This is a genomic window from Pseudorhodoplanes sinuspersici (assembly GCF_002119765.1).
GTDB classification, from domain to species: Bacteria; Pseudomonadota; Alphaproteobacteria; order Rhizobiales; family Xanthobacteraceae; genus Pseudorhodoplanes; species Pseudorhodoplanes sinuspersici.
This window is the reverse complement of the sequence record NZ_CP021112.1, coordinates 5176907-5201253: the sequence shown is the minus strand read 5'-3', so window position 1 is coordinate 5201253 and position 24347 is coordinate 5176907. Positions and strand designations below refer to the sequence as shown.

25 protein-coding genes are annotated in these 24347 nt (G+C 60.5%); 12 read left to right on the top strand and 13 right to left on the bottom strand.

Features of this window, described 5'->3' with window-relative positions; all coding sequences use genetic code 11:
- The first annotated feature begins 54 nt into the window (after positions 1-54).
- On the top strand, positions 55-522 hold the full coding sequence (locus CAK95_RS25365) for a MarR family winged helix-turn-helix transcriptional regulator (protein ID WP_342587970.1): 468 nt from the start codon (positions 55-57) through the stop codon (positions 520-522).
- Positions 523-535: 13 nt separating this feature from the next.
- Here the strand turns inward: CAK95_RS25365 and CAK95_RS25360 are convergent, their stop codons facing one another.
- On the bottom strand, positions 536-946 hold the full coding sequence (locus CAK95_RS25360) for a winged helix-turn-helix transcriptional regulator (RefSeq protein ID WP_086090442.1): 411 nt from the start codon (positions 944-946) through the stop codon (positions 536-538).
- 97 nt (positions 947-1043) lie between these two features.
- On the opposite strand from CAK95_RS25360, the gene CAK95_RS25355 reads away from it, so the two are divergent.
- Positions 1044-1637: an NADPH-dependent FMN reductase gene (locus CAK95_RS25355; RefSeq protein ID WP_086090441.1), complete on the top strand. Its 594-nt coding sequence runs from the start codon at positions 1044-1046 to the stop codon at positions 1635-1637.
- Between the two features lie 173 nt (positions 1638-1810).
- Here the strand turns inward: CAK95_RS25355 and CAK95_RS25350 are convergent, their stop codons facing one another.
- Positions 1811-2710 carry a helix-turn-helix domain-containing protein gene (locus CAK95_RS25350; RefSeq protein WP_086091657.1) on the bottom strand — a complete coding sequence of 300 codons (900 nt, stop codon included), beginning with the start codon at positions 2708-2710 and terminating at the stop codon, positions 1811-1813.
- Between the two features lie 64 nt (positions 2711-2774).
- On the opposite strand from CAK95_RS25350, the gene pobA reads away from it, so the two are divergent.
- Entirely contained in the window at positions 2775-3947 is a 1173-nt protein-coding gene (gene pobA / locus CAK95_RS25345) for a 4-hydroxybenzoate 3-monooxygenase (protein ID WP_086090440.1), read from the top strand.
- Positions 3948-4000: 53 nt separating this feature from the next.
- Here pobA and CAK95_RS25340 read toward each other — a convergent pair whose 3' ends face one another.
- Both CAK95_RS25340 and CAK95_RS25335 read right to left on the bottom strand, forming a co-directional pair.
- Positions 4001-4888: a cation diffusion facilitator family transporter gene (locus CAK95_RS25340; RefSeq protein WP_086090439.1), complete on the bottom strand. Its 888-nt coding sequence runs from the start codon at positions 4886-4888 to the stop codon at positions 4001-4003.
- 255 nt (positions 4889-5143) lie between these two features.
- On the bottom strand, positions 5144-6337 hold the full coding sequence (locus tag CAK95_RS25335; protein ID WP_086090438.1) for a mechanosensitive ion channel family protein: 1194 nt from the start codon (positions 6335-6337) through the stop codon (positions 5144-5146).
- Between the two features lie 97 nt (positions 6338-6434).
- Between CAK95_RS25335 and CAK95_RS25330 the strand changes: the two genes are divergently transcribed.
- Positions 6435-6845 carry an NADH:ubiquinone oxidoreductase subunit NDUFA12 gene (locus tag CAK95_RS25330; protein ID WP_086091656.1) on the top strand — a complete coding sequence of 137 codons (411 nt, stop codon included), beginning with the start codon at positions 6435-6437 and terminating at the stop codon, positions 6843-6845.
- Positions 6846-6857: 12 nt separating this feature from the next.
- On the top strand, positions 6858-8081 hold the full coding sequence (locus tag CAK95_RS25325) for an MFS transporter (RefSeq protein ID WP_245303520.1): 1224 nt from the start codon (positions 6858-6860) through the stop codon (positions 8079-8081).
- 11 nt (positions 8082-8092) lie between these two features.
- On the opposite strand, the gene CAK95_RS25320 is transcribed toward CAK95_RS25325, so the two are convergent.
- Positions 8093-8713, bottom strand: coding sequence for a winged helix DNA-binding protein (locus tag CAK95_RS25320; RefSeq protein ID WP_086090436.1), 621 nt, complete (start codon positions 8711-8713; stop codon positions 8093-8095).
- A 135-nt stretch (positions 8714-8848) separates the two neighbouring features.
- On the opposite strand from CAK95_RS25320, the gene CAK95_RS25315 reads away from it, so the two are divergent.
- Positions 8849-9970, top strand: a complete 1122-nt coding sequence (locus CAK95_RS25315) for an LLM class flavin-dependent oxidoreductase (protein WP_425349715.1) — start codon at positions 8849-8851, stop codon at positions 9968-9970.
- 352 nt (positions 9971-10322) lie between these two features.
- On the top strand, positions 10323-11489 hold the full coding sequence (locus tag CAK95_RS25310) for an MFS transporter (RefSeq protein ID WP_183044216.1): 1167 nt from the start codon (positions 10323-10325) through the stop codon (positions 11487-11489).
- A 27-nt stretch (positions 11490-11516) separates the two neighbouring features.
- Here the strand turns inward: CAK95_RS25310 and CAK95_RS25305 are convergent, their stop codons facing one another.
- Positions 11517-12506 (bottom strand): Bug family tripartite tricarboxylate transporter substrate binding protein, encoded by a 990-nt coding sequence (locus CAK95_RS25305; RefSeq protein WP_086090433.1) that lies wholly within the window; start codon positions 12504-12506, stop codon positions 11517-11519.
- 199 nt (positions 12507-12705) lie between these two features.
- Here CAK95_RS25305 and CAK95_RS25300 point away from each other — a divergent pair, with 199 nt between their 5' ends.
- Entirely contained in the window at positions 12706-13659 is a 954-nt protein-coding gene (locus tag CAK95_RS25300) for a DUF2155 domain-containing protein (protein ID WP_245303519.1), read from the top strand.
- A gap of 227 nt (positions 13660-13886) precedes the next feature.
- Here the strand turns inward: CAK95_RS25300 and aat are convergent, their stop codons facing one another.
- Entirely contained in the window at positions 13887-14585 is a 699-nt protein-coding gene (gene aat / locus CAK95_RS25295; RefSeq protein WP_086090432.1) for a leucyl/phenylalanyl-tRNA--protein transferase, read from the bottom strand.
- A gap of 113 nt (positions 14586-14698) precedes the next feature.
- Here aat and CAK95_RS25290 point away from each other — a divergent pair, with 113 nt between their 5' ends.
- Positions 14699-15208, top strand: coding sequence for a response regulator (locus CAK95_RS25290; protein WP_086090431.1), 510 nt, complete (start codon positions 14699-14701; stop codon positions 15206-15208).
- Here the strand turns inward: CAK95_RS25290 and CAK95_RS25285 are convergent.
- From CAK95_RS25285 to CAK95_RS25270, 4 genes are all read right to left on the bottom strand, one after another.
- The gene (locus CAK95_RS25285) at positions 15197-15955 is read right to left on the bottom strand and encodes a slipin family protein (RefSeq protein WP_086090430.1); all 759 of its coding nucleotides are present in this window, start codon (positions 15953-15955) and stop codon (positions 15197-15199) included. The genes CAK95_RS25290 and CAK95_RS25285 overlap by 12 nt on opposite strands.
- 15 nt (positions 15956-15970) lie before the next feature.
- A complete protein-coding gene (locus CAK95_RS25280) occupies positions 15971-17320 on the bottom strand; it encodes an NfeD family protein (RefSeq protein ID WP_198343874.1) in 1350 nt (449 codons plus the stop codon).
- A gap of 111 nt (positions 17321-17431) precedes the next feature.
- Complete coding sequence (locus tag CAK95_RS25275) at positions 17432-18646, bottom strand: ABC transporter substrate-binding protein (protein ID WP_086091653.1); 1215 nt, start codon at positions 18644-18646, stop codon at positions 17432-17434.
- Positions 18647-18713: 67 nt separating this feature from the next.
- Positions 18714-19766 (bottom strand): aromatic ring-hydroxylating dioxygenase subunit alpha, encoded by a 1053-nt coding sequence (locus CAK95_RS25270; RefSeq protein ID WP_086090429.1) that lies wholly within the window; start codon positions 19764-19766, stop codon positions 18714-18716.
- Positions 19767-20167: 401 nt separating this feature from the next.
- On the opposite strand from CAK95_RS25270, the gene CAK95_RS25265 reads away from it, so the two are divergent.
- The 3 genes from CAK95_RS25265 to CAK95_RS25255 all read left to right on the top strand — a co-directional run bounded on the left by CAK95_RS25265 (position 20168) and on the right by CAK95_RS25255 (position 22524).
- Complete coding sequence (locus CAK95_RS25265; protein WP_086090428.1) at positions 20168-20890, top strand: TetR/AcrR family transcriptional regulator; 723 nt, start codon at positions 20168-20170, stop codon at positions 20888-20890.
- Positions 20891-21057: 167 nt separating this feature from the next.
- Complete coding sequence (locus CAK95_RS25260; protein ID WP_086090427.1) at positions 21058-21690, top strand: DUF1326 domain-containing protein; 633 nt, start codon at positions 21058-21060, stop codon at positions 21688-21690.
- Between the two features lie 42 nt (positions 21691-21732).
- Entirely contained in the window at positions 21733-22524 is a 792-nt protein-coding gene (locus tag CAK95_RS25255; RefSeq protein WP_245303517.1) for a DUF2182 domain-containing protein, read from the top strand.
- Here CAK95_RS25255 and accC read toward each other — a convergent pair.
- Both accC and accB read right to left on the bottom strand, forming a co-directional pair.
- Positions 22521-23873 (bottom strand): acetyl-CoA carboxylase biotin carboxylase subunit, encoded by a 1353-nt coding sequence (accC, locus tag CAK95_RS25250; RefSeq protein ID WP_086090426.1) that lies wholly within the window; start codon positions 23871-23873, stop codon positions 22521-22523. The genes CAK95_RS25255 and accC overlap by 4 nt on opposite strands.
- Positions 23873-24343: an acetyl-CoA carboxylase biotin carboxyl carrier protein gene (accB, locus tag CAK95_RS25245; RefSeq protein ID WP_245303516.1), complete on the bottom strand. Its 471-nt coding sequence runs from the start codon at positions 24341-24343 to the stop codon at positions 23873-23875. The genes accC and accB overlap by 1 nt, the downstream gene beginning before the upstream one ends.
- Positions 24344-24347 lie beyond the last annotated feature (4 nt).

Below are 24347 nucleotides of genomic sequence, written 5' to 3'. Positions count from 1 at the left end.
GCGTTAGGATGAAATCCGCCGTTCGCATGACGTCCGGTACACAAGGAGAGAGATTTGAAGCCGGCCGATATGGACCCGACCCTGTGTAACAACAGCGTGTTGCGGCAGGCGGCGCGACAGTTAGGCCAGCTCTATGACGACATCATCAGTCCGAGCGGACTGCGGGCGACGCAGTTCGGTCTATTGGCCTATGTCGTCGCGCTCGATCGGCCAACGATGGCGCAGCTGGCGAGCGCCTTGGTGATGGATCTGTCTGCACTCGGCCACACGCTGAAGCCGCTCATACGCGACGGCCTGGTCGAGACATTTCCGGATGAGCGGGACAGACGTGCCAAGCGGGTGAAGCTGACCGCGGTCGGAGAGCAGAAGGTGAAAGCGGCAAGTGCGTTATGGGCAAAAGCTCAGGGGGCATTTGAAACCGCCTTTGGAAAAAAAAGGGCTGCCGAGCTTCGGAAGGTCTTGAGTTTCGTGGCGTCCGACGCCTTCGGCCAGGCTTTTGTCGCGGCGAAAGGGTCTTCATAAACCGATATGCGGCTCAAGCAGCCGGCGTTCGAGCCACAACACCCGGCTTGGCCTCGCGATTGGCCGCCTTGTCGTAAACGACACGGGCCGCAGCGATCTTGGCGCGATTGGCCCTGGCCCAGGCGGCGACGCCGACGATCGGCTCCAGCAAGGTCTTGCCGAGCTCGGTCAGTTCATAATCCACGCGCGGCGGTACTGTCGGATAAACCGTTCGCGTAACAAGGCCGTCGCGCTCAAGGCCGCGCAGCGTCAGCGTGAGCATGCGTTGTGAAACGCCACCAATTTCCCGGCGTAACTCATTGAACCGCATCGGTCCGTTGCCGAGCATCGACACCACCAGCACGGTCCATTTGTCGCCGATGCGCGACAGGATCTCGCTGATGGCCCCGCATTCCTCGGGCACATGGGTGTAACCGCGTGACAAAATTGTGCCTCCTTGTGGCCTGCCCAGGCAGTCACCTAATCATCCTCGGTTACAAAACAATACCATCACATTCACGCTCCTGAAACCGAGGTAAGCCATGTCCAATTCACCCAAATCCAAGGTCGCGGTCTTTGTGGGAAGCTCGCGCCCGGGTTCGATCAACCGGAAATTCGCCAAGGCGCTTGGAAAGCTCGGCGCCGCCAAGCTCGATTTTCAGTTGGTCGAGGTCGACGATCTGCCGTTTTTCGATCCCGAGCGTGAGAACAATGTCCCGGCGTCCGTCCAGCGCATGAAGGAGGCTGTTGCGGCCTCGGACGCGGTGCTGTTCGTGACTCCGGAATACAATCGCGGTGTACCGGCCGTGCTGAAGAATGCGCTCGATTGGGGCACCCGTCCCTGGGGGACCAATGTATGGGACGGCAAGCTTGCCTCCGTGACCGGCACGTCGCCGGGTGTCATCGGCACGGCGGTCGCCCAGCACCAGATGCGCACGATGCTGACGGCGGTTGGCGCTCTCGTTCTGGGGCAGCCGGAAGTCTATCTCGCCTACAAGCCGGAATTGATCGACGAGGACGGCAACATCACCGACGAGCAGACCGCGACATTCCTGCAGAGTTATCTCGACAAGCTCGCGTTGTTTGCCGGCCGGCTGTCGGTGCGCGACGCGCAGCGGCAGACGCAGGCGGCGTGATCGGCCTGTCACGATGTCCGTGCATGGTGGCCAACATACGCAAACTGCAGCTACCATGCATGGCTTCGGAGGTCTTACTTCTCTTAACTGCGCTGTTGAGTTGTCCGGCTTCGGCCGACTTCGCCCCGCCTTGATCGTCGTGAAGGGGACTTCGGGTACCCGTTCGTCCACATTCAGAGCGAACCGATGCGGTGACGAAAGTCGCGCGGTGATTGGCCGGTGGCCTGGGTGAAGGTGCGGGAGAAATAAGCGGGGTCATCGAAGCGCAACGCATAGGCGATCTGGGAGATCGACAGGTTCGTGTAGACGAGGTGGCGCCTTGCCTCCCGCACCATGCGATCGCGGATCATGTGGGTCGCCGGACAGCCATGAGTCTCCCGCACGACGCGTGTCAGATGTGTCGGTGTCACCTTGAGCGCCTTGGCATAGCGCGCGACCGGCCAGTGCTCGATGAAATGAGCATCCAGCAGCGCCTCGAACCGCTGGACGAGATCGGCGCCGGACGCGCGGGCGTTCGGGCCGTGCTCGGCCGCGATCTCGCGCGCCACGAGGCCGAGCAACGTCGCCGAAAGCGCCCGCAGGATGTGGGCCCTCGCATAGTGCCGCGCGCCATATTCGGCGAAGATATTCGTCACGACCCTGCGCATCTCCGGCGTGCCGCGCAGCACCGCCGCTTCGGCAAGGACCCGTGCGAGCCCCTCCGGCGGCACCAGGATATGATCGAGCATCTCGGCCACGAAGGTCACCACGAAGCCTTGCGTGCCCGGACGAAACGAAAAGCCGTGCACCTGACCGGCCGGCACATTGACGAGATGCATCGGGCGCAAGCGATGGCGCCGTCCCTCGATTGTTAGCTGTCCGCCGCCGCGCGCTACCAGCAGCACCTGATGCAGGCGCGCATGCCGGTGCGGTTCTAGTTCCCAGTCATGCAGCACCGAGCGCGCCGCGATGGTCTCGCAATGGATGACGTCGGGAAGGTCGCCGGTCTCGCCGAACAGATTATACGACTGGATAACAGATTTTGCGGTGCCGGGCATGTTCGATTTGTACAAGAGATCGCACGCTTGATCCATGTCCTTTCCGGCGCTCCCGCCATAATTGATGCTGCAGAGCCGCATCTGACGGGAGGAAACGGCAATGAAAACACAGGTCTGCATTATCGGCGGCGGCCCGTCCGGCCTGCTGCTGTCACAGCTTCTGCATCTCAAGGGCATCGATACCATCCTGCTCGAGAGGCACAGCCGTGAATATGTGCTGGGCCGCATTCGCGCAGGGGTGCTGGAGCACGGTTTCGCCAAGCTCATGCGCGAAGCGCAGTGCAGTGAGCGTATGGATCGCGAGGGCGAGATCCACGAGGGCTTCTTCATCGCGCATGACGGCCGACTCGACCGCATCGACCTGCATAAATATTCGGGGGGCAATTCGGTGGTCGTCTATGGCCAGACCGAACTCACCCGCGATCTCTATGAGGCGCGCGAGCGCATGAAAGGCAATGTCATCCACAATGTCGAGGACGTGTATCTCAACGACATTGCCTCCGATGCGCCCTATGTGACCTATCGCGCCGGCGACAGGATCGTGCGTATCGATTGCGACTACATCGTCGGCGCCGACGGCTTCCACGGCGTTAGCCGCAAGGCGATCCCGAAGGGAATATTGCGCGAGTATGAGCGGGTCTATCCGTTCGGCTGGCTTGGCGTCTTGTCACGGACCAAGCCGGTGTCGCCGGAGCTGATCTATGCCAAGCACGAGCGCGGCTTCGCGCTCTGTTCGCTGCGTTCACAAGTGCTGAGCCGCTATTACATTCAGGTGCCGCTGGAGGATTCGGTCGAGGATTGGTCGGACGACGCGTTCTGGGCGGAGCTGAAGCGGCGTCTGCCGGCGGAGGTGGCGGCGCGCATGGTCACCGGGCCGGCGATCGAGAAGAGCATCGCGCCGCTGCGCAGCTTTGTCGCCGAACCGATGCGCTACAAGCGCCTGTTCCTCGCCGGCGACGCCGCTCATATCGTGCCGCCAACCGGCGCGCGTGGGCTCAACAGCGCGGCGTCGGATATCTATTACCTCTATCACGGCCTGGTTGACCACTATCAGAAGGGCGACAATCAAAAGCTCGATGGCTATTCGGACAAGGCGTTAGCGCGGGTGTGGAAGGCGCAGCGTTTCTCCTGGTGGATGACGTCGCTGCTGCATCGCTTCCCGGCGAACAGCCCCTATGAGGACAAGCTTCAGGACACCGATCTGGCCTATCTGATGTCGTCCGATCTGGCGAAGGGGTCTCTCGCGGAGAACTATGTCGGGCTGCCGTTCTAAGCGTTTTCGAGCGAGGTGGGCACCGGCCGTCGCCGGCATAGCTGGCGAAGCTTTTACAACACCACAATGCCGGAATGCTTGGCCTTGTCGTCGGGTTCCACATGAATCGAGATCAAGGCATCCTGAACCTCCGCCTTGATCGCGCGCTCGAGCCGGTCGCAGATATCGTGCGCTTCGGTGACGCTCATCTGGCCTTTCACCACAAGGTGGAAGTCGACGAATGTCATGCGGCCGGCCTGGCGCGTGCGAAGATCATGCGCCTCGATCGCGCCATCGGCATTGGCGGCGATGACCGCGCGGATCCGTGACAGGTCACCTTCCGGTAGGGCCTCGTCGAGCAAGCCGCCCACGGATTGGCTCATCAGACGCCAGCCCGCCCACAGAATGTTGAGCGCGACCAGCGCGGCAAGAATCGGATCGAGGATCGACAGCCCGGTGAGAGCAGCAAGGGCGATGCCGACAAACACGCCGAAAGATGAGACGACATCGGTGAACAGATGTCGGCCGTCCGCGACCAGCGCCGGCGATTTATGGGCGCGGCCCTGTGCAATCAGGACGTAGCACCAGATCGCGTTGAGAACAGAGGCGCCGCCATTCACCGCAAGACCGACCCAGGGTGCGTCGATCATCCGTGGCGATTGATAGGCGAGCCACGCCTCGTGCAGAATGGCGATCGCGGCGACAACGATCAACACGCCTTCGAGAACGGCGGAGATGTACTCGGCTTTGTGGTGGCCATAGGGATGATTGGCGTCGGCCGGCTGTGCCGCGAAGCTGATGGCGAACAGTGTGGCGATGGCGGTTGCGACATTGACGATGCTTTCGATCGCATCCGACAGCAAGGCCACGCTGCCCGTCAGGTGATAGGCAACGTATTTCAGTGCAAGAACGATGAAGCCAACCGCAATGCTGCCAGCGGCAAGGGTCTGAATACGTGTCATAACAGGCTAGTGCCGCGATTTTGAAGTTCCTGCACCATTTGTAGCGAGCTCTTGTCAGGAACTTCAAAATCAAAAGCGGCACTAGAATCATAGAGTTCCTAGTGCACCTTGTTTCCGAAGTTCGTGTAGAGACTGCCGCAGATACTGCACGAACTTCGGAAACAGTGCACTAGATTGGATGCGCAGGATCTAGGCCGCGCGCCGCAGCGATGCAAGCGCTATGAATTCAATTGCAAATCAGTTGCAATACCAATGTCACGACCGTTGCCGCGGGAGGGCAGGATCCTTGCCGTTGCCGTCGGTGCCGGTGGTTTCCGTTGCATTGATGTCTTTGCTCGCATTGCCGCCCGGAACGAGCGATGGCGTGTTGTGCCAATATTGTTCCTGACGCGCGCGGGGCAGGGCATCGGGGTGCTCGCGCTGCAGATAATCGATGATCTTCTCGCGGATCTCGCAGCGAAGATCGAACACTTCGGGCGAATTGCGGCCGCTGGCGAGGATGCGCAGCTCGATCGTGTTGGATTTCGCGTCCGTGACCTGCAGATTGATGACGTTGCGGTCCCATAATTTCGATTCACGGGCGATACGATACGCCTCCTGCCGCACCTCTTCGACCGGAACGGTGTAATCCACATTGACGTACACGGTGCCGATCAGTGAGGCCGTCTCACGCGTCCAGTTCTGGAACGGCTTCTCCATGAAGTAGGAGAGAGGCACGACCATGCGCCGCCAGTCCCACAATTTGATGACGACATAAGTGGCTTTGATCTCCTCGATCCAGCCCCATTCGTTTTCCACCACAACGGCATCGTCGATGCGGATCGGCTGCGTCATTGCGATCTGCATGCCCGCGATCAGACTGGAAAGTAGGGGGCGGGCTGCAAAGCCGACGACGATGCCGGCGATCCCGGCGGATGCGAACAGCGACACACCGAACTGCCGCACGACTTCAAATGTCATCAAACCGGAGGCGGCGGTGATGACGATGATCAGCATCTGCACCGCGCCTTTGAGGATACGCACCTGAGTGACGTGCTTCCGCGCCAGCAGGTTGTCTTCGGTATCGATGCGAAAACGCAGGAGGTAAATGTCGGCCAGCAGATTGGCGCCAACGATGGCGAGCCAGCCGATCATGACGATGAAGCCGACCTGGAAGATGCGGCCAAGGGCGCCGGCGACATCCTGGTTGAGCGGAGCATTGCGTGCGGCGACAGAGAGCGCGAGCAGGATCAGCGCGAAACGCAGCACCCCCTTGGTCCGGCGCAGGAACGAGAACAGGATCGGGTGGCGGACCGCAAAGAGATGGCGGGTCAGCCGGACGATGATGGAAAATAACAGCATCGCCGCCGCAATGGCCCCGGCAAGCAAGAAGATTGCGGCAATCGGGGCCGGGATGGCCTCAAGGACAGAATCGATCCAGGTCCATAGGTTCCAAAAGAGGTCCGTCATACCGCCTGTTGGTGTGAATTCTCAGGAAAATGGCTCTCTGGACTTCATCCGCCGGCAATGGCATGAAACCCGCGATCCATTTCCAACGCGGCGCAACATGAAGAGTTTCCTGCTCAAGTTCTTCACCTGGTGGAACGGACAGACGCTGAACACACAGCTCTGGACGTGGCTCTATGGCGAGCATGTCGGCGACGACGAGGCAGGCAACCGCTATTATCGGACCAAGGGCGGCAAGATCGATCCGGTGCTCGGCTTCGAGCGTCGCTGGGTGATCTATAACGGCTATGCCGAGGCCTCGACCATTCCGCCGTCGTGGCATGGCTGGATGCATCACACCGTCGACACGCCGCCGACCGAAGAGAAATATAAGCCCCGCGCCTGGCAGAAGCCGCATCGGCCGAATCTGACCGGCACGCTGGGTGCCTATCGTCCGAGCGGTTCGACGCTGGCGCAGGGTCGTCGCCCCAAGGCGACCGGCGACTACAAGGCCTGGACGCCAGGCCGCTGACGCGAACGCCGGGTGGCGACCTCATCCGACAGGTCTCATCTTTCTCGCCTCAGGGACATTCCACGTAGCGTCTGGGCGCTAGGTCTGGTCAGCCTGTTCATGGACATCTCCTCGGAGATGATTCATGCGCTGTTGCCGGTCTACCTGGTGGTCGGGCTCGGTGCGTCGATGGTCGCGGTTGGCGTCATCGAGGGCATTGCCGAAGCGACGGCGATGGTGGTCCGCGTCTTCTCGGGCGCACTCAGCGACTGGCTCGGCAAGCGCAAGCTCTTGGCCGTGATCGGTTACGGGCTTGCGGCCTTCACAAAGCCGATCTTTCCACTAGCCACGGGATTGGGGTGGATCGTCGCTGCGCGCTTCATCGATCGCCTTGGAAAGGGGATCCGCGGCGCTCCGCGCGATGCGCTGGTGGCCGATCTCACGCCGGCACCCATTCGCGGCGCCGCTTTCGGCCTGCGTCAGTCGCTCGATACGATCGGCGCTTTTGTCGGCCCGCTCCTGGCGGTCGGACTGATGGCGGTGATGGCCGACAATTTCATCGGCGTGTTCTGGATTGCGGTGTTTCCAGCTTTCATCGCATTTGCGCTGATCCTGTTTGCGGTCAAGGAGCCCGTGCGGCACGCGGAACCGCAGAACGGCCGGCCGGGGCTCGCGCTATCGGATGTCCGGCGGTTGCCGCCTGCGTTCTGGATCGTTGTCGCCGTCGGCAGTGTGTTGACGCTCGCGCGATTCAGCGAAGCCTTTCTGATCCTTCGCGCACAACAGCTCGGCATGGCCGTTGCGCTGGTTCCGGCGATCCTGGTGGTGATGAATATTGTCTACGCGCTATCGGCCTATCCAGCGGGCGCGCTGTCGGATCGGCTTGGTCGCCGCGCCATGCTGCTTATCGGCATCGTGGCACTGCTATTGGCTGACATCGTGCTGGCACTTGCGGGCAACATTGCCGTGGTCGTGGCCGGCACTGCGCTCTGGGGTTTGCATATGGGATTGACTCAAGGGCTGCTGGCCGCGTTGATCGCCGATGTCACGCCGGCCGATCTGCGCGGAACGGCCTTTGGCATTTTCAGCTTCGCCGGCGGCCTGATGCTGCTGGCGGCGAGCGTTATAGCCGGTGCCTTGTGGGACATGATCGGGCCGGCCGCCACCTTCTTTGCCGGCGCCGGATTTACAGCGCTTGCGCTGGTCGGCGTTGCTGCGATGCTCGCGCGATTCAAGATGCCGATGGCGGCGCGATAACTCTTGGTCGACTATTTTTCCTGATCCGATGTCTCTTGACCTAATTTTTCTTGGCCTAATTTCTCTTGGCCGAGACGTCCGGCCCGGTGCCGGTGGGTGGCGGCCGCGCGCGCGGCCTGTTCGTAAATTCCCGTCATCAAGTCGAGTGTGTGCACAACATCTTGCAGGCGCTTGGCAAGATCGGGCACACGCGCCACCGCTTCGATCAGGAGATGGGCGCGCACGTCGGCGTAACGATCGGTGACGGTTTTGCCTAAGGCGGTGGTTTCGTATGTCACGCCGGATCGGCCGCTGCCGCTGCGCGTCACGAGGCCGCCCTTGATCAGCTTGCGCAAGCTGTATTGCAGGTTGGGGATATCGTCGCGATTGGCCATATGCGCGAGATCGCGCAAGCTTTTCGGCCGGTCGTTCATGCGGATCATGTGCAGTAAGGCATTATCCGGACCGCTGGCGGAAAATTCCGCGACCGAAGCGAGGCACTCGGCCTGCCAATGCCCGAAGCCTTCCCAGCAGCGGATCAATGCATATTCTAGCTCCGCCACATCCATTTCCTGCGCGGTGCGCGCTAAATGCCAGGAACGATCGATCGGTTTGGACCGATCACCGGCGGAGCGGCGGCTGTTCTTCGGCATTTCGCTTGCCTCTCCTGCACAACTTCGGCTCAGGGCATTGCACCGGACTTGTGCTTGCGTCCAGATTGACGATCAAATAGACTTTCTATCATAAAATTAATTTTATTCCGACATTCGCAATGGAGAGACGCAATGATGCCGTCACAGAACCGGATGTTCGACCGCAACCAGTTTCTACTTGGTACCTTCGCCTCCAATTGTTCCGGCGGCATGACGGTGACGAAGCTTCCCGAACGCTGGAACAGTTCGTGGGACAATAACCTGAAACTGGCGGCGCTTCTCGATGACGCCGGAATCGATTTCATGCTGCCGATCGCGCGCTGGATCGGTTACGGCGGCGAAACCAATTTCCACGGCAGCGTGCTCGAGACGATGACCTGGGCCGCCGGCTTGCTGGCGCGGACGCGCGAGATCACCGTGTTTGCGACAATTCACACGGCCGCCAATCACCCGGTCGTCGTCGCCAAGCAACTCGCGACAATCGACCAGATCAGCGGTGGCCGTATCGGCTTGAATATCGTCGCGGGCTGGAACAAGCCAGAATATGAGGCGCTCGGCTTGACGCTGCCGGACGATCACGAGACGCGCTACGGCTACGCGCAGGAATGGTTCGATATCGTTCGCGCGTTGTGGACGCGCAATCAGGCCTTCGATTGGGACGGGCAGTTTTTCAAGCTGAAGAATGTGCTTGGCGATCCACGACCCGGCGTGCCGCTGCCGATCATCAACGCGGCCGGTTCAAATCAGGGCCGCGAGTTCGCCGTGCGCAATGCCAATTTTCTGTTCACGCCGGCGATCGACCTGTCGCGTTCGACGGAGGAGATTGCCGCGCTGAAGCAGCAGGCAAAGCAGGTTGGGCGCGATGTCGATGTGCTGACATTCTCTCATGTGGTGTGCCGTCCGACGGAAGCCGAAGCGAAATCCTATCTCGAGCATTCCGGTAAAACGCATGCCGACTGGGATGCGGTCGATAATCTGGTGCGGCTGCAATTCGCGCACGCGCAATCGTTCCCGCATGACCTGCTGGCGCTGATCCGCGATCGCATGGCCGCTGGTCATGGCGGCTTCCCGCTGACGGGAACGCCAGAGCAAGTGGCTGACGGCATTGCCGCACTGCATGCCGCCGGCTTCCGCGGTACGACCTTGTCGTTCGTCGACTATGTCGAGGAATTCCCGTATTTCCGCGACAATGTGCTGCCGCTGCTGGAACAGCGCGGCATTCGCATCGCGAGGCCCGCGTCAGTCGCTGCGGCCTGATCGCTGCGGCAAAATATCTGCCGCCCATTTCGCATCGCTTGATAGAGACACTGAGCGAAACGGCCGCATCAAGGCGACGAGGCGCCTTATGGCGTTTACCGCCGCGAACGGCGGTCGTTCCTCCCGAACGTCTTCTCTTTTTCTTGTGCTGCAACCTATACAAAGGTTGCGATTGAAACCGTTTTGACCGGCTTCTACCTGAGGCCGGCACAACTGGTGTCGGGCCAGCATTTTTCCAAAGAGATTTGTGATGGCGCGCATCGAGCATCCGGGCGGTGAGGGTGGAGTTGGTCAGCTTGCAGGACAGACCGCCGGGCCTGTCGCGACTGAACAAACACCGACGCCGACCCCGATGTCGGGCGCGCTGATCTTTCTGTTCGCGTTCGCTGCAGGCGCAGCCGTTGCCAACATCTATTATGTGCAGCCGCTGATCGGATTGATTGGCCCCGACATCGGGCTCAGTCCGGTCCTGGCGAGCCTGATGGTGACGTTCACGCAGGTCGGTTACGCCATCGGTCTTCTTCTCCTGGTACCACTCGGCGATCTCGTTGAAAACCGCAGACTCGTTGTGCTGACGCTGCTTGCCGTGAGTGCGAGCCTTGCGATTTCGGCTCTTGCAGGTTCGGAGCCCGCTTTTCTTGCGGCGGCGCTGGTACTTGGTGGGTGCGCGGTTGTTGCACAGATGTTGGTGCCTTTCGCAGCAACGCTTTCGCCAGAAGCCCATCGCGGAGCAACCGTCGGCAAGGTTGTCAGCGGCGTCATGACAGGGATTTTGCTGGCGCGGCCGGTGGCGAGTCTGATCGCCGACTTGGCTGGCTGGCGCGCCGTGTTCGGGCTTGCCGCGATCCTCATGGCGTGTCTTGCGGCGCTGCTGCGCTGGAATTTGCCCATGCGCCGTCCCGAGGGCGGTTTTGCCTATCGCCGGTTGATTGCCTCGCTCTGGCCGGTCTGGCGCGACACAACCATTCTGCGCCGCCGCGCCTTGTATCAGGCGGCGATGTTCGCAGCGTTCAGCCTGTTCTGGACGACGGTGCCCTTATTGCTTGCGAGTCCGGCTTTTGGATGGGGCCAGCGCGGCATCGCCGTTTTTGCTCTGGCTGGCGCCGCCGGTGCACTGGTCTCTCCGGTGGCCGGACGCGTTGCCGACCGCGGATGGACGCGGTCAGCAACAGGTTCCGCGCTGTTTCTCGTTCTCTTTTCATTTGTTGTTGCCGCGCTCGGCGTTGTTGTCGGTTCGATTGCGCTTCTCGTCGCCGCAGCCATTCTTCTGGATGTCGGGTGCATCCTCAATCTCGTTCTCGGTCAGCGCGCGATCTATGTGCTTGGCCCGGAGATTCGCAGCCGGCTGAACGCGCTGTATATGGCATCGGCGTTTTTTGGCGGTGCTGTCGGCTCGGCCATTGCGAGTGCGGTATATGTCCATGGCGGATGGATTGCGACGTCGTGCGCGGGCGCAGGATTTGCCGCGGTTGCGCTGCTTTATTATTGCAGCGAATTCTTCCACGCCCGCCCGGCCTAGACTGCCCTCGTTTGCGTAGCGGCTACGCTACATCGTTCCCTCGAGACCGAGCTGCTTCACCAGCGAGCCCCATTTGTCGCGTTCGGACGTAAGGTAGGTCTGGATGCCGTCGATCGAGGGCGTATCGACGGGGAGCAGGCCGATCTTTTCGGTGAGCTTGATCATCTCCGGATCGAGCATGATCTTCTTCATTTCGGCGTGCAGGCGTTCGACGATAGGTCTCGGCGTGGCCGCCGGCGCGAACAGCATGTGCCAGGACACCGCTTCGAAATCCGGCGCGTTCGCCGCTTCTGCGAAAGGCGGTACGTCGGGCAGGGACGGAATGCGTGTTGTCGCCGAGACCGCAAGGGGGCGCAGCTTGCCTTCCCGAATGAGCGGCAGCGATGCGCCGGCTTCGGCAAAGCCGAGATTGACGTGTCCTGCGACGATGTCGGCGATCGATTGCGGCGTATTCTTGTAGGGCACATGCGTGATTTCGAGGCCGAACCGCTTCTTCATGTATTCCATCGACAGATGTTGCGCGACGCCGGCGCCCGGCGATGAATAGGTCAGCGGCGTTTTGGAATCCTTCACCAGCTTGATGAGTTCGGGAACGGTCTTCGCCGGCAGATCGGGATTAATGACAAGGATCATAGGCGATTTCACGTAGAAGGAGATCGGCACGAAATCCTTCACATGGTCGTAGTTCACCTTCTTGTAGAGAACCGGATTGATCGCCATCGCCGACGATGTCGAGACCAGCAGCGTATAGCCATCCGGCGGCGCTTTCGCGACAGTCGAGGCTGCGAGCATCAATGCGGCACCGGGACGATTTTCAACAACGACTGGCTGGCCGAGGTTCGATTGCAACTTCTCCGCATAGATCCGAACAAGGGCATCCAGACCACTACCGGCGGCCAGTGGCACGACAATGGTGATCGGACGGTTGGGATATGTCTGTGCGGTGGTGATGGTCGGATAGAAAAGGGCGGCGGTGATAAGCATCAGCATCGCCCGGCGACCGATGATCGACGGCATGAGCGAGGTTCCTCCCTGTGATCAGGCGCCTTTGCGGCACTCTCGATGGATTCAGCATGACTGGAGGCAACCGGCGCTGCAAGCGGGCGAGAGGGGGTATCCGGAAGCCGATCGCCCTTTCGCCGCCGCATTCGACATGTTAACCGGGGGGACTTGCAATCCCGTTGCGCGGGCGGATTGCGCTATTACCGGGGCCTCTATGACGGTCGTTTCGACACGACACCAGACTGCCGGGCTGGTCGCTGCGGCGGCAAGCGCGATCATGCTTTGTCTTGTGGCCTCCGATGCGAGCGCCCAGTTCGGCTCGATCTTTGGTGATCCCTCACCGCCGCGGCCCCCGGCCGGCGTTCCCGGCGGGCGGCAGCAGCAAAGTCCATTCCCTCAGCCTTTCGGTGAGCCGCCGCCGCGGCGCCAGCAATTCCCGCAGGAATCGCCCGATCAGTTCCCGGAACGCCTGCCGCCTGGACCGCCGCCATCGGCGCGCCGCGCGCCTGCTCCCATTCAGGCCGAGCCGTTGCCGCCGGCAGATGGCGGGCCGGCATCCCAGCAATCCGGTGTCACGCCGGGCCTGCCGCCAGGGGTTCGTCAGCCGCGCGGTACGCCGCAGCCGGCCAACACAGCGCCGCAGCCCGGCGACGAGGTGGTGAGCGCGCCGCCGACCCAGAAGATCCCGAATCAGACTGCGGTATTTTCCGGTCTCGACAAGATCACCGGCCGCATCATCTCGTTTGATGTGGCGATCGGCGAAACCGTACAATTCGGTGCGCTGCAGGTCGTGCCGCGTGTCTGCTACACGCGTCCGCCGACCGAAGCGGCTGCCACCGATTCCTTCGTCGAGGTGAGCGAGGTGACGTTGCAGGGCGAGGTGCGGCGCATCTTCGCCGGCTGGATGTTCGCGGCAAGCCCCGGCCTCAATGCCGTGGAACACCCTATTTACGATGTATGGTTGACCGATTGTAAGCAGCCGCTGGTAAAGGTCGCCGAAGATCCTGCTTCGATCCCGCAAGCCGGCACGGAACAACAGGCACCAGCACAGCAGACCTCGCCTGCGCCGCGTCAGCCGCAAGCGGCACAACGGCCGCGTCCGCGGCCGCAAGCTCAGCCGCAGCGGCCGGCGGAGTTCAATCGCGCATTCCCGGCACCGATCCGCTAAATCACTTTGGATCGAACCGATTCCAGGTCATCGTCGTGATCGGTATTCGTTGTGAGATGCGATTCACAGCCGTCCATCACGGCGCAGACCAGTGCGTCTGTGCTAGAGCCCTTCTGGCTTTTATGGAATCAAAGCCAGAAGGGCTCTCGCTTTTTTGTTTTGACGCGTTTTCTTCACGCGAACCGGTACTCACTTCGCTTGAAAACGCTCTAGCTTGCGCCCCGTCATCAGGATGACGGTTGTATTTTTATTCCGAGTGCGGCAAGCGCCGCCGCACCGGGCACCGGATCGTTGTCGAGTGCGAAGAAATCGGCTTCGTCCTCCAGCGCGCGTTCCAGCATGCGATTGTAGAGCCGCTTGCTGACTTCGATCGCACCAAAGCCAGACAGATGCGATGTGACGAATTGCGTATCGAGCAGGGTGAAGCCGCCAGCGCGCAGGCGCGCGACGAGATGGACCAGCGCCACCTTCGAGGCATCGCGTTCGCGATGGAACATGCTCTCGCCGAAGAACGCACGGCCAAGCCGCACGCCGTAAAGGCCGCCGACCAGTTTGCCGTCGCGCCAGGTCTCGACCGAATGGCAATGACCGATTTCGTGCAGCTTGCAATAGAGCGAGCGAATCCGGCCGTTGATCCAAGTGCGGGACCGCCCGGCCTGGGGCTCCGCGCAGCCGTCAATGGTCGCCTCGAAATCGCGGTCGATGAAAACCTCGAACTGATCGCTGCGGATCGTGCGAGCCAGCCGGCGGGGAACATGGAACCCGTCCAGCGGGATCAGGCCGCGATGCTCCGGCTCGATCCAGTAGAGCGAGGGGTCATCGGCATTCTCCGCCATCGGGAAAATGCCGCAGGCATAGGCCTTCAGGAGCACCTCCGGGGTGATCTCGACAAGGCCAGTTTCACGGGCGGTGTCTCTGCTAGCCATTCTTTAACTTAACCCGCTGTTATCCCTTGGCTTGTTAAATTTTAGACACTTTGCGAACAAATCCGCCGGGCAGGATTTGCTCACCCGGATGTTGCGTAAAGAGGGGGCTGATCATGGATCAGGACACCTGGAACGGGAAGGCCAAGGACGAACGGTCTGCTCAGGACGAGCAAGAACCCAACGAACAAGGTCTGCGAACGGTCGAATCGTCGCAAACCTGCGTGCTTCTGGTCGAGGACGAATCCCTGATTGCCGAGATTATCGGCGAAGCGCTGGAAGAGCACGGTTTCTCTGTTCACTCGGTGTCCAACGCCTCCGAAGCTCTGGCCCATCTGTCGACCGGTTCCCGGGTCGACATCTTGTTCACCGACATCAATCTGCCCGGCGAGCTTGACGGCGCCGCACTCGCCGAGCAGGCGCGAGGGCTGCTGCCGGATCTGCCGGTCATTTATGCATCCGGCCGCTGGGGCCGGCTGGAAGAAGTCCGCAACTTACCGCTCTCTACCACCCTGCAAAAGCCATACAGCCCGGCACGGGCCTGCGCCGCTGTGGAGGTGCTGATGTCGCAACGCATGGCGGTGCTGGAAAGCCGGCACGCGCCGCTCAGGGTCCTAGCTTCGTAATTTGTCGAGCAAGTTCGTCGGCAATGGCAGTACGATCGTCGAGGCGCGCTCGCCGGCGATATTCTGCAATGCCGTGAGATAGCGCAGCTGCATCGCTTCCGGGCGCGAGGCGAAGATCTGCCCGGCATCGGCAAGCCGCTGAGCCGCCTGAAACTCGCCCTCGGCATCGATCACCTTGGCACGGCGAATACGTTCGGCTTCCGCCTGCTTGGCGATAGCGCGGATCATGGTTTCGTTGAGGTCGATATGCTTGATCTCGACATTCGACACCTTGATGCCCCACGCGTCGGTCTGCTCGTCGAGGATTTTCTGGATGTCGAGATTGAGCTTGCCGCGCTCTGCGAGCATCTCGTCCAGATCATGCTGGCCGAGCACCGAGCGCAATGTCGTCTGCGCGAGCTGGCTTGTCGCATCGAAGAAATGCTCGACCTGCAGGATCGCTCTTTCGGGATCGATTACACGAAAATAGAGCACCGCATTGACTTTGACCGATACGTTGTCGTGAGAAATCACATCCTGCGACGGCACATCGAAGACGCGCGTTCGCAGATCGACACGCACCATCTGCTGGATGAAGGGAATGACGATGACAAGACCGGGGCCTTTCACCTTCCAGAACCGGCCGAGCATGAACACCACACCGCGCTCGTACTCCCGCAAGATGCGGAACGCATAAAAGAGCAGCGCAATTACAGCAATGACGGGAATCAGCAGCCCCGAAAAGCCTGGAAACAGGAAATCGAACATGACGCTCTCCGTTGTCTATCCCGGTTCGACGAACAGGGTCAGGCCTTTGCGCTGCTGCACGCGCACAATGTCTCCGTTTCCGAAGGCATGGTTGCCGCGCGCATTCCAGATTTCGCCCTGGACGCGGACATGGCCTTGCTCACCCTGCCAGTCAATCACCATGCCCCGGGTGCCGAGCATGTCATCCAGACCGAGCGTGACTGGACGGTGACGCGCCTTAACCGCCGCGCCGAGAACGAGAAAGGCAAATCCGGCGCTGACGATCGCCGCACCGGCAATCACCGCAAGCGAAACACGTAGATCGAAATCGGCGCCATCGGTTTCGAACAGGTAAAATGATCCAACCACGAAGGCGATAAGCCCGCCGATGCCCAGAGCGCCGATGCCGGGCGTGAAGGCCTCGCCAATCATCAACGCAATACCCAGCAGCAGCAGACCGAGCGCGCCATATTGAACCGGTAATACTGAAAGCGCGATCAATCCCAGCAGCAGGCAGATGCTGCCAAGCACTCCGGGGATGATCGCGCCGGGCGTCCAGAATTCGAACAACAGGCCGTAAATGCCGATCAGCAGCAGGATGAACGCTACATTGGGATCGGCGATGATGGCGAGCAACTGGGTTCGCCAGTCGGGCGTGACATTCACGATTTCAGCGTCGCGTGTGGACAAGGTCCGGTCTGCGCCAGCGACGGTTACGCGGCGCCCGTCGGCTTGTGCCAGCACATCCGGCACATTGCTGGCCACGATTTCGATCACGCCCTGCGCGCGGGCTTCTGTGGCGGTGAGGGTGGCGGCATCGCGCACCGCCTTTTCCGCAAAGTCGAGATCGCGTCCGCGCATCTGGGCGAGGCTGCGCAGTAGCGCGATGACATCGTTGATCGATTTCTTTTCAGCCGCACTCGGCTCGGCAGGTTTCTTGTCATCCTTGGGCTGCGGCACGCCCGGAATGCCGCCCATCTGCACCGGCGTTGCTGCGCCCAGATTGGTCCCGGGTGCCATGGCAGCAAGATGCGAGGCGTATACAAGGAAGGTGCCCGCCGAGGCTGCCCGGGCACCGCTCGGTGCGACGTAAACAATGATGGGAACCGGCGAAGCGACAAGGTCGCGGATGATATCGCGGGTGGCGCTGACAAGGCCGCCCGGCGTATCGAGGTTGATCAGGATCGCTGCAGCATCGTCCCGGCGGGCCAGGTCGATGGCGCGCGAAACCTGACGTTGCGCGGCCACGCTGATGGCACCCTTGATCTCGATAACAAGAACCCGCTTGCCAGGCGCAGCTTGTGCGCCGGCTAGGAGGGCGGCCAAGAGCGCGAGAATCAGAGCCGCGCTCCCTATAGCCGCGAGCCATCTGGTCACGACCGGCATCATCATCTGATAAATATAGGGCTTCGCAGGCGGGCCGCGAGCCGCAATCTCCGGTCAAAGCCGCGTCATATTAACAGAGGTGGTGCCGGATCCGCCGATGGATGGACGCGATTATTGGGTGTGGGCCGGGCGCATCTTGCGCACGATGTCGTCGGCCGGCTGCAACTTGGCGCCGTCGAGATAATCGTAGGAGGTCATGACCCCTTTGCCGTTTTGCAGTGCCGTTCGGCCGACATAGAGACCGAGTGTGGCCTGGTGATCGAGGGCGCGGAAAGTCACCTTGCCCGATGGCGACAGGAACGTCAGGCCCTCGAAGACTTTGGCCAGCTCTTCCGAATTGGTGGACTTGGCCTTGTCGATACCTGCCGCAAGCGCCTTGATTGTCGTGTAGCCAACAAGCGATGAAATGCGCGGATAATCGTTATAGCGCTTCTGGTAGGCCGTCAGAAACTCCATGTGCTCCGGGGTTTTGATCAAATACCAAGGGTAACCGGTGACATACCAGTTTTTCGGCGCTTCATCTTTAAGAGGATCGAGATATTCGGGCTCGCCCGTCAGCAGGCTGACAACCTCGATGCCGCTGAACAGATCCCGCGTCTCGCCGTCACGCACGAATTTGGCGAGGTCAGCGCCGAACAGAACATTGAAGACAGCATCGGGCTTGGCATCCGCGAGTGCTTGAACGACAGACGCAGAATCGATCTTGCCAAGGGGAGGGGCCAGATCAATGACGAATTCGACATCGGGCTGCGCGGCTTTCAAAAGGCTCTTGAACGTCGCAACAGCCGATTGTCCGTATTCATAATTGGGATAGACGAAAGCCCAGCGCTTGCGTTTGAGAGCGGCCGCATGCGGCACAAGCGCGGCGGCATGGCTGTAAGTCGATGGCCGCAGGCGGAAGGTGTAGCGGTTGCCGGAATCCCAGACGATCTTGTCGGTCAGCGGCGCGGAGGCCAGGAAGAAAACCTTGTGTTGCCTGGCATAGTCGGCCACGGCGAGACCGACATGCGACAGGATCGTGCCGGTGAGAATGTCGACTTTTGCATTGAGGCGCAGGTCGTCAGCCATGCGGACCGCGTCACCGGGATTGGCCCCGTCATCGCGCGCGACGATTTCAAGTGTTTTGCCCAAGAGGCCGCCAGCCGCGTTGATTTCTTCGACCGCGAGATCGACGCCTTTCCGGTATGGTCCGAGATTGGCCGACATCGCCTTGTAGCTGTTGATGTCGCCGATCTTGATGACGTTTTGCGCGGACGACGAGCTCACAGTGGCCAGCGCAACGGCCAGAGCCATGGATGTGGCGATGACAACGGACCGGTATTTCATGGCAAACCCCTCATTTGGCATGAGCAAAGAATGTGATTTCGCTGCCGGCTCGGCGAGATCGGATATGTCAGGCGGCGTTGGCACCGCCGGATTGGGCGAACGATTTCTCTGTTTCAATTATCTTGTCGACGGCCCGGCGCATCCGCATGGGCGAGGCATCGATTGCGATACGAACCGGCCGTGTATTTCGCGGTTCCTTCTCGTTGAGATGGATCGCCTCGAGAATGGTCTTGTCTTCATCGAAGGCGGTGCGGAATTGGCCGATCATTGCCTGCGTGGTCGCCTCGTCCGTCTGGAAGTTTTTAACGAACAGCCAATGATCGATGCAGCGTTCCGCATCGACCGGTGTGATGAAGTGGCATGCAAAAATCTGAAGACTATTGCTACGCTCGCCGTCCGGAGCTCCCGTTCCTGTCGGTGCGCTGCCAAAGTCGACCATAGCGATGCAAGGCGGCGTATAATGATAGTAGTGCCAGCGATCGACATTGCCGGCGAAATTTCCGAATTTCTGGAACAGCGGGATCGCTGGCGCGTCGAGAATCCAGCGCCAGGTGAGGAAGGTGTCGCCCTGCTTTTCGCTGTGAACCGGAATGTCCTCGCTGGCGGAATTGCCGAGCGTCGACAGATGGACAAAGCTGACATGGGCCGGATCGCACAAATTGTCGGCGAGGTTGAGATAGTGGCAGCCGATCTCCAGCGCGTCGCCTTCCACGGCGCTCCAGTTGGCATCGTGATATTGCGGCAGGTCGAACACCTTTGATGGGTCGGCGAGGGCAGGGTCGCCCATCCAGATCCAGGCGAGTCCCATATTTTCGACGATCGGATAGGCGCGGACACGGGCATTCGGGGGGATGACCGGTTGCCCTGGAATGCGGATACATTGACCGCTGCAATCGAAGGTCAGGCCATGATAGCCGCACTCGATATTGTCGTCCTTCAGGCGACCCATCGACAGTGGCGCGAGCCTGTGCGGACAGGCATCGTCGAGCGCTACGACCGTCCCCGACGCCTTGCGGTAGAGGACGACAAGCTGGCCCAATATGCGCCGTTGCGTGAGGCTTTGTGAGATGTCGCGCGACCAAGCTAGGGGGTACCAAGCATTCCTGATGAATTCATCCATCGGCGCCGCTCCGCTTCACCATAATCTATGTATGAAGTATTTACTTAATTAAAGTCTAGACAGTCTCCCAGCGCTGTCAATGGGAGTGAATGTCGAAAAACGCGGCACCGTTGCCTCGACATTGGAGGCGTGCCGGGTGACGTGCTTGTGAATCCCGCAGTGCACATGCATACAGGTTCACATTGCGCCGATTCAGAACTGAAGCCGATTCAGAACTTGAAAATGTGAGGCGAGGCGCGACAGAGTACCAGAGCGCTTTGGGCCCATACACGTCTGGATGTGCAAAGCTTTAGGTGCGAAAAATATCTTGGGCGCGTAGTGGGGTCGTTCGCATGCCGGGGGATCTGGTTCAATCGTCACGAGCCGCGTCTAAGGTCAAAAGACCCAAGACCGAAGCGTCAATGGCTGAATCGTCAAAGACTGAAGTGTCAAAGACCAAAGTGTCAAAATCCGAAGTCCTCAAACCCGGAAAGCGCAAGGCTCCGCGAGTCGGACGTCCAAAGGCGCAGCCGCGCGGTGAAGCCGCGGATACGCGTGACAACATTCTGCAGGCAGCGGTGAAAGTATTTGCCGAACGGGGGCTCGGCGGCGGCCGGATTAATCTCGTCTCTCGCGCGGCGCGTTCGAACGACCGGATGATCTATTATTATTTCGGCAGCAAGGAGAAGCTGTTCGTCGAGGTGCTTGAAAAGATTTACCGCGACATGTGGGAGGCCGAGAGCAAACTTGCTCTCGATCTTTCAGAGCCGGTCGCCGCGCTCAAGCACATCGTGCATTTCACGATGAATCATTATCTCGCTCATCCGGAAATGCTGACGCTGCTCAACAACGAAAATTTGCACAAGGGCAAATACGTTTCAAAATCCAAGGCGATGAAGGAATTGTCGTCGCCGGCCCTCGATTTGATGGAGCAGGTCTATCAGGCCGGCGTTAAACAGGGCGTATTCCGGCGCGGAATTGCCCCGCTCCACATCTATCTGACCATTCTTGCGCTCAATTATTTCTATGTGTCCAACCGTTATACGTTGTCGGCGTTTCTTGGGCTCGATCTGATGGGCGCAGACAGTTTGTCCGGCTGGCGCAATTGGGTCGAAGAGGTCGTGCTCCGGGCCGTCCGCGGATAGCCGGCCTGATTCATCTCGCAGACGCGAGAAGCAGACCCCGAAAACAACAAGAAGTGAGCGAAGGCCATACTTCTCGGGTGCGGCCTTCAGGGCTAGTCTTGTCGTTCAAAGCGGGACTGGGAGGTACCGAGCGACAATAACGCAACACCGATATCCAGGAGAGTCTGATGGCAATGGCCGATTGGCGCCTCGAAGGCGAATGGATGAAGAATTGTACCTGTGCATTCGGATGCCCGTGCGACTTCAATGCCAAGCCGACAAACGGGGATTGCCAGGGATTTGTCGCCATGCGGATCACGAAGGGCCATTATAACGACGTCAGTCTCGATGGCTTGAGTTTTTGCGTCACCGTCTCGTTTCCCGGTGCTCTCCACGAAGGTAACGGACAGGCCCAACCGATCATCGACGAACGGGCGAGTGCGGCGCAGCGCGAGGCACTGTTCAACATATTGTCGGGACAGAACGCCGCCGAAGGAACGCTTTTTCAGATCGTCAGCCTGATCGTGAGTAAATTTCACGATCCGATCTTCGCGCCTATCACGTTTGATTTCGACAAAGAGGCGAGAACCGCTCGCATCAGCATTCCAGGTGTGCTCGAAACGGATGTCGAGCCAATCAAGAATCCTGTGACCGGAGCGCCGCATCGCATCAGGGTGGTGATGCCCGAAGGCTTCGAGCACATCGAGGGCGAGGTGGCCTCCGCGAATATCCGCAGCATGGGCGCAATCAAGTTTGAAACCCGGGGCACCCACAGCACGCTTGCGAATGTCGTGCAAACGCCACAGGGTGTCGCGGCGTGATCTAAGCGTTTGGCAAATCCACGCGCGATTGGGAAAGCCGTCGTGATCAATACGGCCATCGCAGGGCTGCTACGCCGCGATCGGATGCTGGTCGCGGCCGCGTTGTTCGCTGTGATTGTGCTGTCGTGGATTTATCTCCTGACAGGCGCGGGCATGAGCATGCACGAGATGGATGGCATGCTCATGCCGATGCGGATGGAGCCGTGGACGCTCAACTACGCCGCGTTGGTCTTTGCAATGTGGGCGATCATGATGGCGGCAATGATGCTGCCGAGCGCCGCTCCCATCATTCTTCTGTTTGGCACGATCGAGCGGCGGCGGCAAAAGGACGATCTGACGACAGTATCGTTCGCGCTTGGCTACGTCGTCATCTGGGTCTTGTTCAGCGTTGCAGCGACCGCGCTTCAGTTCGGCGCAGAACAGGTGGCCCTTATGTCGCCGATGATGCAGATGACGAGTATCGCTCTGGCCGGGGCGATGCTGATCCTGGCCGGCCTCTATCAATGGACTCCCTTCAAACAGTCATGCCTGCGTCGCTGTCGCTCGCCGCTCGATTTCATTGTGAGCGAGTGGCGGGAGGGCAGGGCCGGCGCGCTTGTGATGGGATTGCGGCACGGCGGTTTTTGCCTCGGTTGCTGCTGGGCGCTGATGCTGCTGCTGTTCGTTGGCGGCGTGATGAACCTCGTCTGGATCGCAGGTCTTTCGATCTTCGTGCTGATCGAGAAGCTTGCGCCGGCCGGTCATTGGATCGGCCGCGCGGCCGGCATCGGGCTCATAGCCTGGGGCGGCGCGGTGCTGTTCGGGCTGCTTCCCGCTTCGCTCGAAATGCTTTAACTCTCCATCCCGCCTTGGGCGAGGAATTGCTCAAGCCAGTGGATGGAGTAATTTCCGTCGATGATATCCTGATTGCGGACCAGTGTGCGGAATAGCGGCAGCGTGGTCTCGACACCGTCGATCACAAATTCATCCAACGCTCGCTTCAGCCGCATCAGGCATTCCTGCCGCGTCTTGCCGTGGACGATCAGCTTGCCGACCATCGAATCGTAATAGGGCGGGATCGTGTAGCCTTGATAGGCTGCGGAATCGACGCGCACGCCAAGGCCGCCCGGCGGGTGATAATGCAGGATCTTGCCGGGTGACGGACGGAAGTTGAAGGGATTTTCCGCGTTCACGCGGCACTCGATCGCGTGACCATAGAAGTTCAGGTCTTCCTGCTTGCAGGGCAGGTCGCCGCCAGCGGCGACGCGGATTTGTTCGAGCACGAGATCGATGTCGGTGATCATCTCCGTCACCGGATGCTCGACCTGGATGCGCGTATTCATTTCGATGAAATAGAATTCGCCATCCTCGTATAGAAACTCGATTGTCCCGGCGCCGAGATATTTCATCTCGCGCATGGCCTTGGCGCAGACTTCGCCGATCTTGTTGCGCTGCTCGGTATTGAGTGCGGGCGAGGGGCTTTCCTCCAGCACCTTCTGATGCCGGCGCTGCAGCGAACAGTCGCGTTCGCCGAGATGGATCGCGTCGCCGCGGCCATCGCCCAGGATCTGAATTTCGATATGGCGCGGCTTCTGCAGGTACTTCTCAAGATACACGGCATCGTCGCCGAAGGCCGCCTTCGCTTCCGAACGCGCGGTGGACAGAGCCATGCTCATATCCTGTTCGGTATAGGCGACCTTCATGCCGCGTCCGCCGCCGCCAGCTGCTGCTTTCACGAGCACCGGATAACCGATCTCCCTGCCGATCTTGAACGCTTCGACATCGGAGGTGACGCCGCCTTCCGAACCCGGCACCACCGGAATGCCGAGCTTCTTGGCGGTGCGCTTGGCTTCGATCTTGTCGCCCATCAGGCGGATATGTTCGGCCTTGGGACCGATGAAGCCGATGCCGTGCTCGGCAAGGATCTCGGCAAAGCGGGCATTCTCGGAGAGGAAGCCGTAGCCGGGATGCACGGCATCGGCGCCGGTGATCTCGCACGCCGCAAGCAGAGCCGGCACATTCAGATAGCTGTCGCGCGCCGGCGGCGGACCGATGCAGACGCTTTCGTCGGCAAGACGCACATGCATCGCGTCGGCATCGGCGGTGGAATGCACCGCGACCGAGGGAATGCCGAGCTCCTTACACGCGCGCAGCACCCGTAATGCGATCTCGCCGCGATTGGCGATGAGGATTTTATCGAACATCACTCGATAATCACCAGTGCTTCGCCGAATTCGACCGGCTGGCCGTCTTCGACAAGGATCTGCGTGACGATGCCCGAGCGTGTCGCCGGAATCTGGTTCATGGTTTTCATCGCTTCGATGATCAGCAGCGTGTCGCCGGCTTTCACCGGCTGGCCGATATCGACGAAGGGGCGCGCGCCCGGTGATGGCGCAAGATAGGCCGTGCCGACCATCGGCGACGGCACCGCGCCCGGATGTTTCGCCGGATCATTGGTTGCGATCGGGGCAATCGCTGCAGGCGCGGCCGCCGGGACGTGCGCTGGGGCTGCAACCTGAACGGCACGGGCGGCCCGGCCGATCTTAACGCGCAATCCGTCGCGCTCGATCTCGATATCGGTCAGTCCGGTTTCGTCGAGAAGTTTGGCGAGGCCACGGATCATGTCCTCGTCATAAGGTTGGGCGCCGGTTTTTTTGTCTTTGTCTGAAGCCACGTTG

Bases quoted from the DNA above. Each gene is read 5' to 3' on its own strand.
- CAK95_RS25300 (WP_245303519.1), top strand. From the start codon at position 12,706: ATGACGGTCGTTTCGACACGACACCAGACTGCCGGGCTGGTCGCTGCG.
- CAK95_RS25315 (WP_425349715.1), top strand. From the start codon at position 8,849: ATGCCGTCACAGAACCGGATGTTCGACCGCAACCAGTTTCTACTTGGT.
- CAK95_RS25340 (WP_086090439.1), bottom strand. From the start codon at position 4,888: ATGACACGTATTCAGACCCTTGCCGCTGGCAGCATTGCGGTTGGCTTC.
- CAK95_RS25290 (WP_086090431.1), top strand. From the start codon at position 14,699: ATGGATCAGGACACCTGGAACGGGAAGGCCAAGGACGAACGGTCTGCT.
- CAK95_RS25285 (WP_086090430.1), bottom strand. From the start codon at position 15,955: ATGTTCGATTTCCTGTTTCCAGGCTTTTCGGGGCTGCTGATTCCCGTC.
- CAK95_RS25330 (WP_086091656.1), top strand. From the start codon at position 6,435: ATGAAGAGTTTCCTGCTCAAGTTCTTCACCTGGTGGAACGGACAGACG.
- pobA (WP_086090440.1), top strand. From the start codon at position 2,775: ATGAAAACACAGGTCTGCATTATCGGCGGCGGCCCGTCCGGCCTGCTG.
- CAK95_RS25280 (WP_198343874.1), bottom strand. From the start codon at position 17,320: ATGCCGGTCGTGACCAGATGGCTCGCGGCTATAGGGAGCGCGGCTCTG.
- CAK95_RS25305 (WP_086090433.1), bottom strand. From the start codon at position 12,506: ATGCCGTCGATCATCGGTCGCCGGGCGATGCTGATGCTTATCACCGCC.
- CAK95_RS25265 (WP_086090428.1), top strand. From the start codon at position 20,168: ATGGCTGAATCGTCAAAGACTGAAGTGTCAAAGACCAAAGTGTCAAAA.
- CAK95_RS25270 (WP_086090429.1), bottom strand. From the start codon at position 19,766: ATGGATGAATTCATCAGGAATGCTTGGTACCCCCTAGCTTGGTCGCGC.
- aat (WP_086090432.1), bottom strand. From the start codon at position 14,585: ATGGCTAGCAGAGACACCGCCCGTGAAACTGGCCTTGTCGAGATCACC.
- CAK95_RS25350 (WP_086091657.1), bottom strand. From the start codon at position 2,710: ATGGATCAAGCGTGCGATCTCTTGTACAAATCGAACATGCCCGGCACC.
- CAK95_RS25310 (WP_183044216.1), top strand. From the start codon at position 10,323: ATGTCGGGCGCGCTGATCTTTCTGTTCGCGTTCGCTGCAGGCGCAGCC.
- CAK95_RS25275 (WP_086091653.1), bottom strand. From the start codon at position 18,646: ATGAAATACCGGTCCGTTGTCATCGCCACATCCATGGCTCTGGCCGTT.
- CAK95_RS25320 (WP_086090436.1), bottom strand. From the start codon at position 8,713: ATGCCGAAGAACAGCCGCCGCTCCGCCGGTGATCGGTCCAAACCGATC.
- CAK95_RS25355 (WP_086090441.1), top strand. From the start codon at position 1,044: ATGTCCAATTCACCCAAATCCAAGGTCGCGGTCTTTGTGGGAAGCTCG.
- accC (WP_086090426.1), bottom strand. From the start codon at position 23,873: ATGTTCGATAAAATCCTCATCGCCAATCGCGGCGAGATCGCATTACGG.
- CAK95_RS25335 (WP_086090438.1), bottom strand. From the start codon at position 6,337: ATGACGGACCTCTTTTGGAACCTATGGACCTGGATCGATTCTGTCCTT.
- CAK95_RS25260 (WP_086090427.1), top strand. From the start codon at position 21,058: ATGGCAATGGCCGATTGGCGCCTCGAAGGCGAATGGATGAAGAATTGT.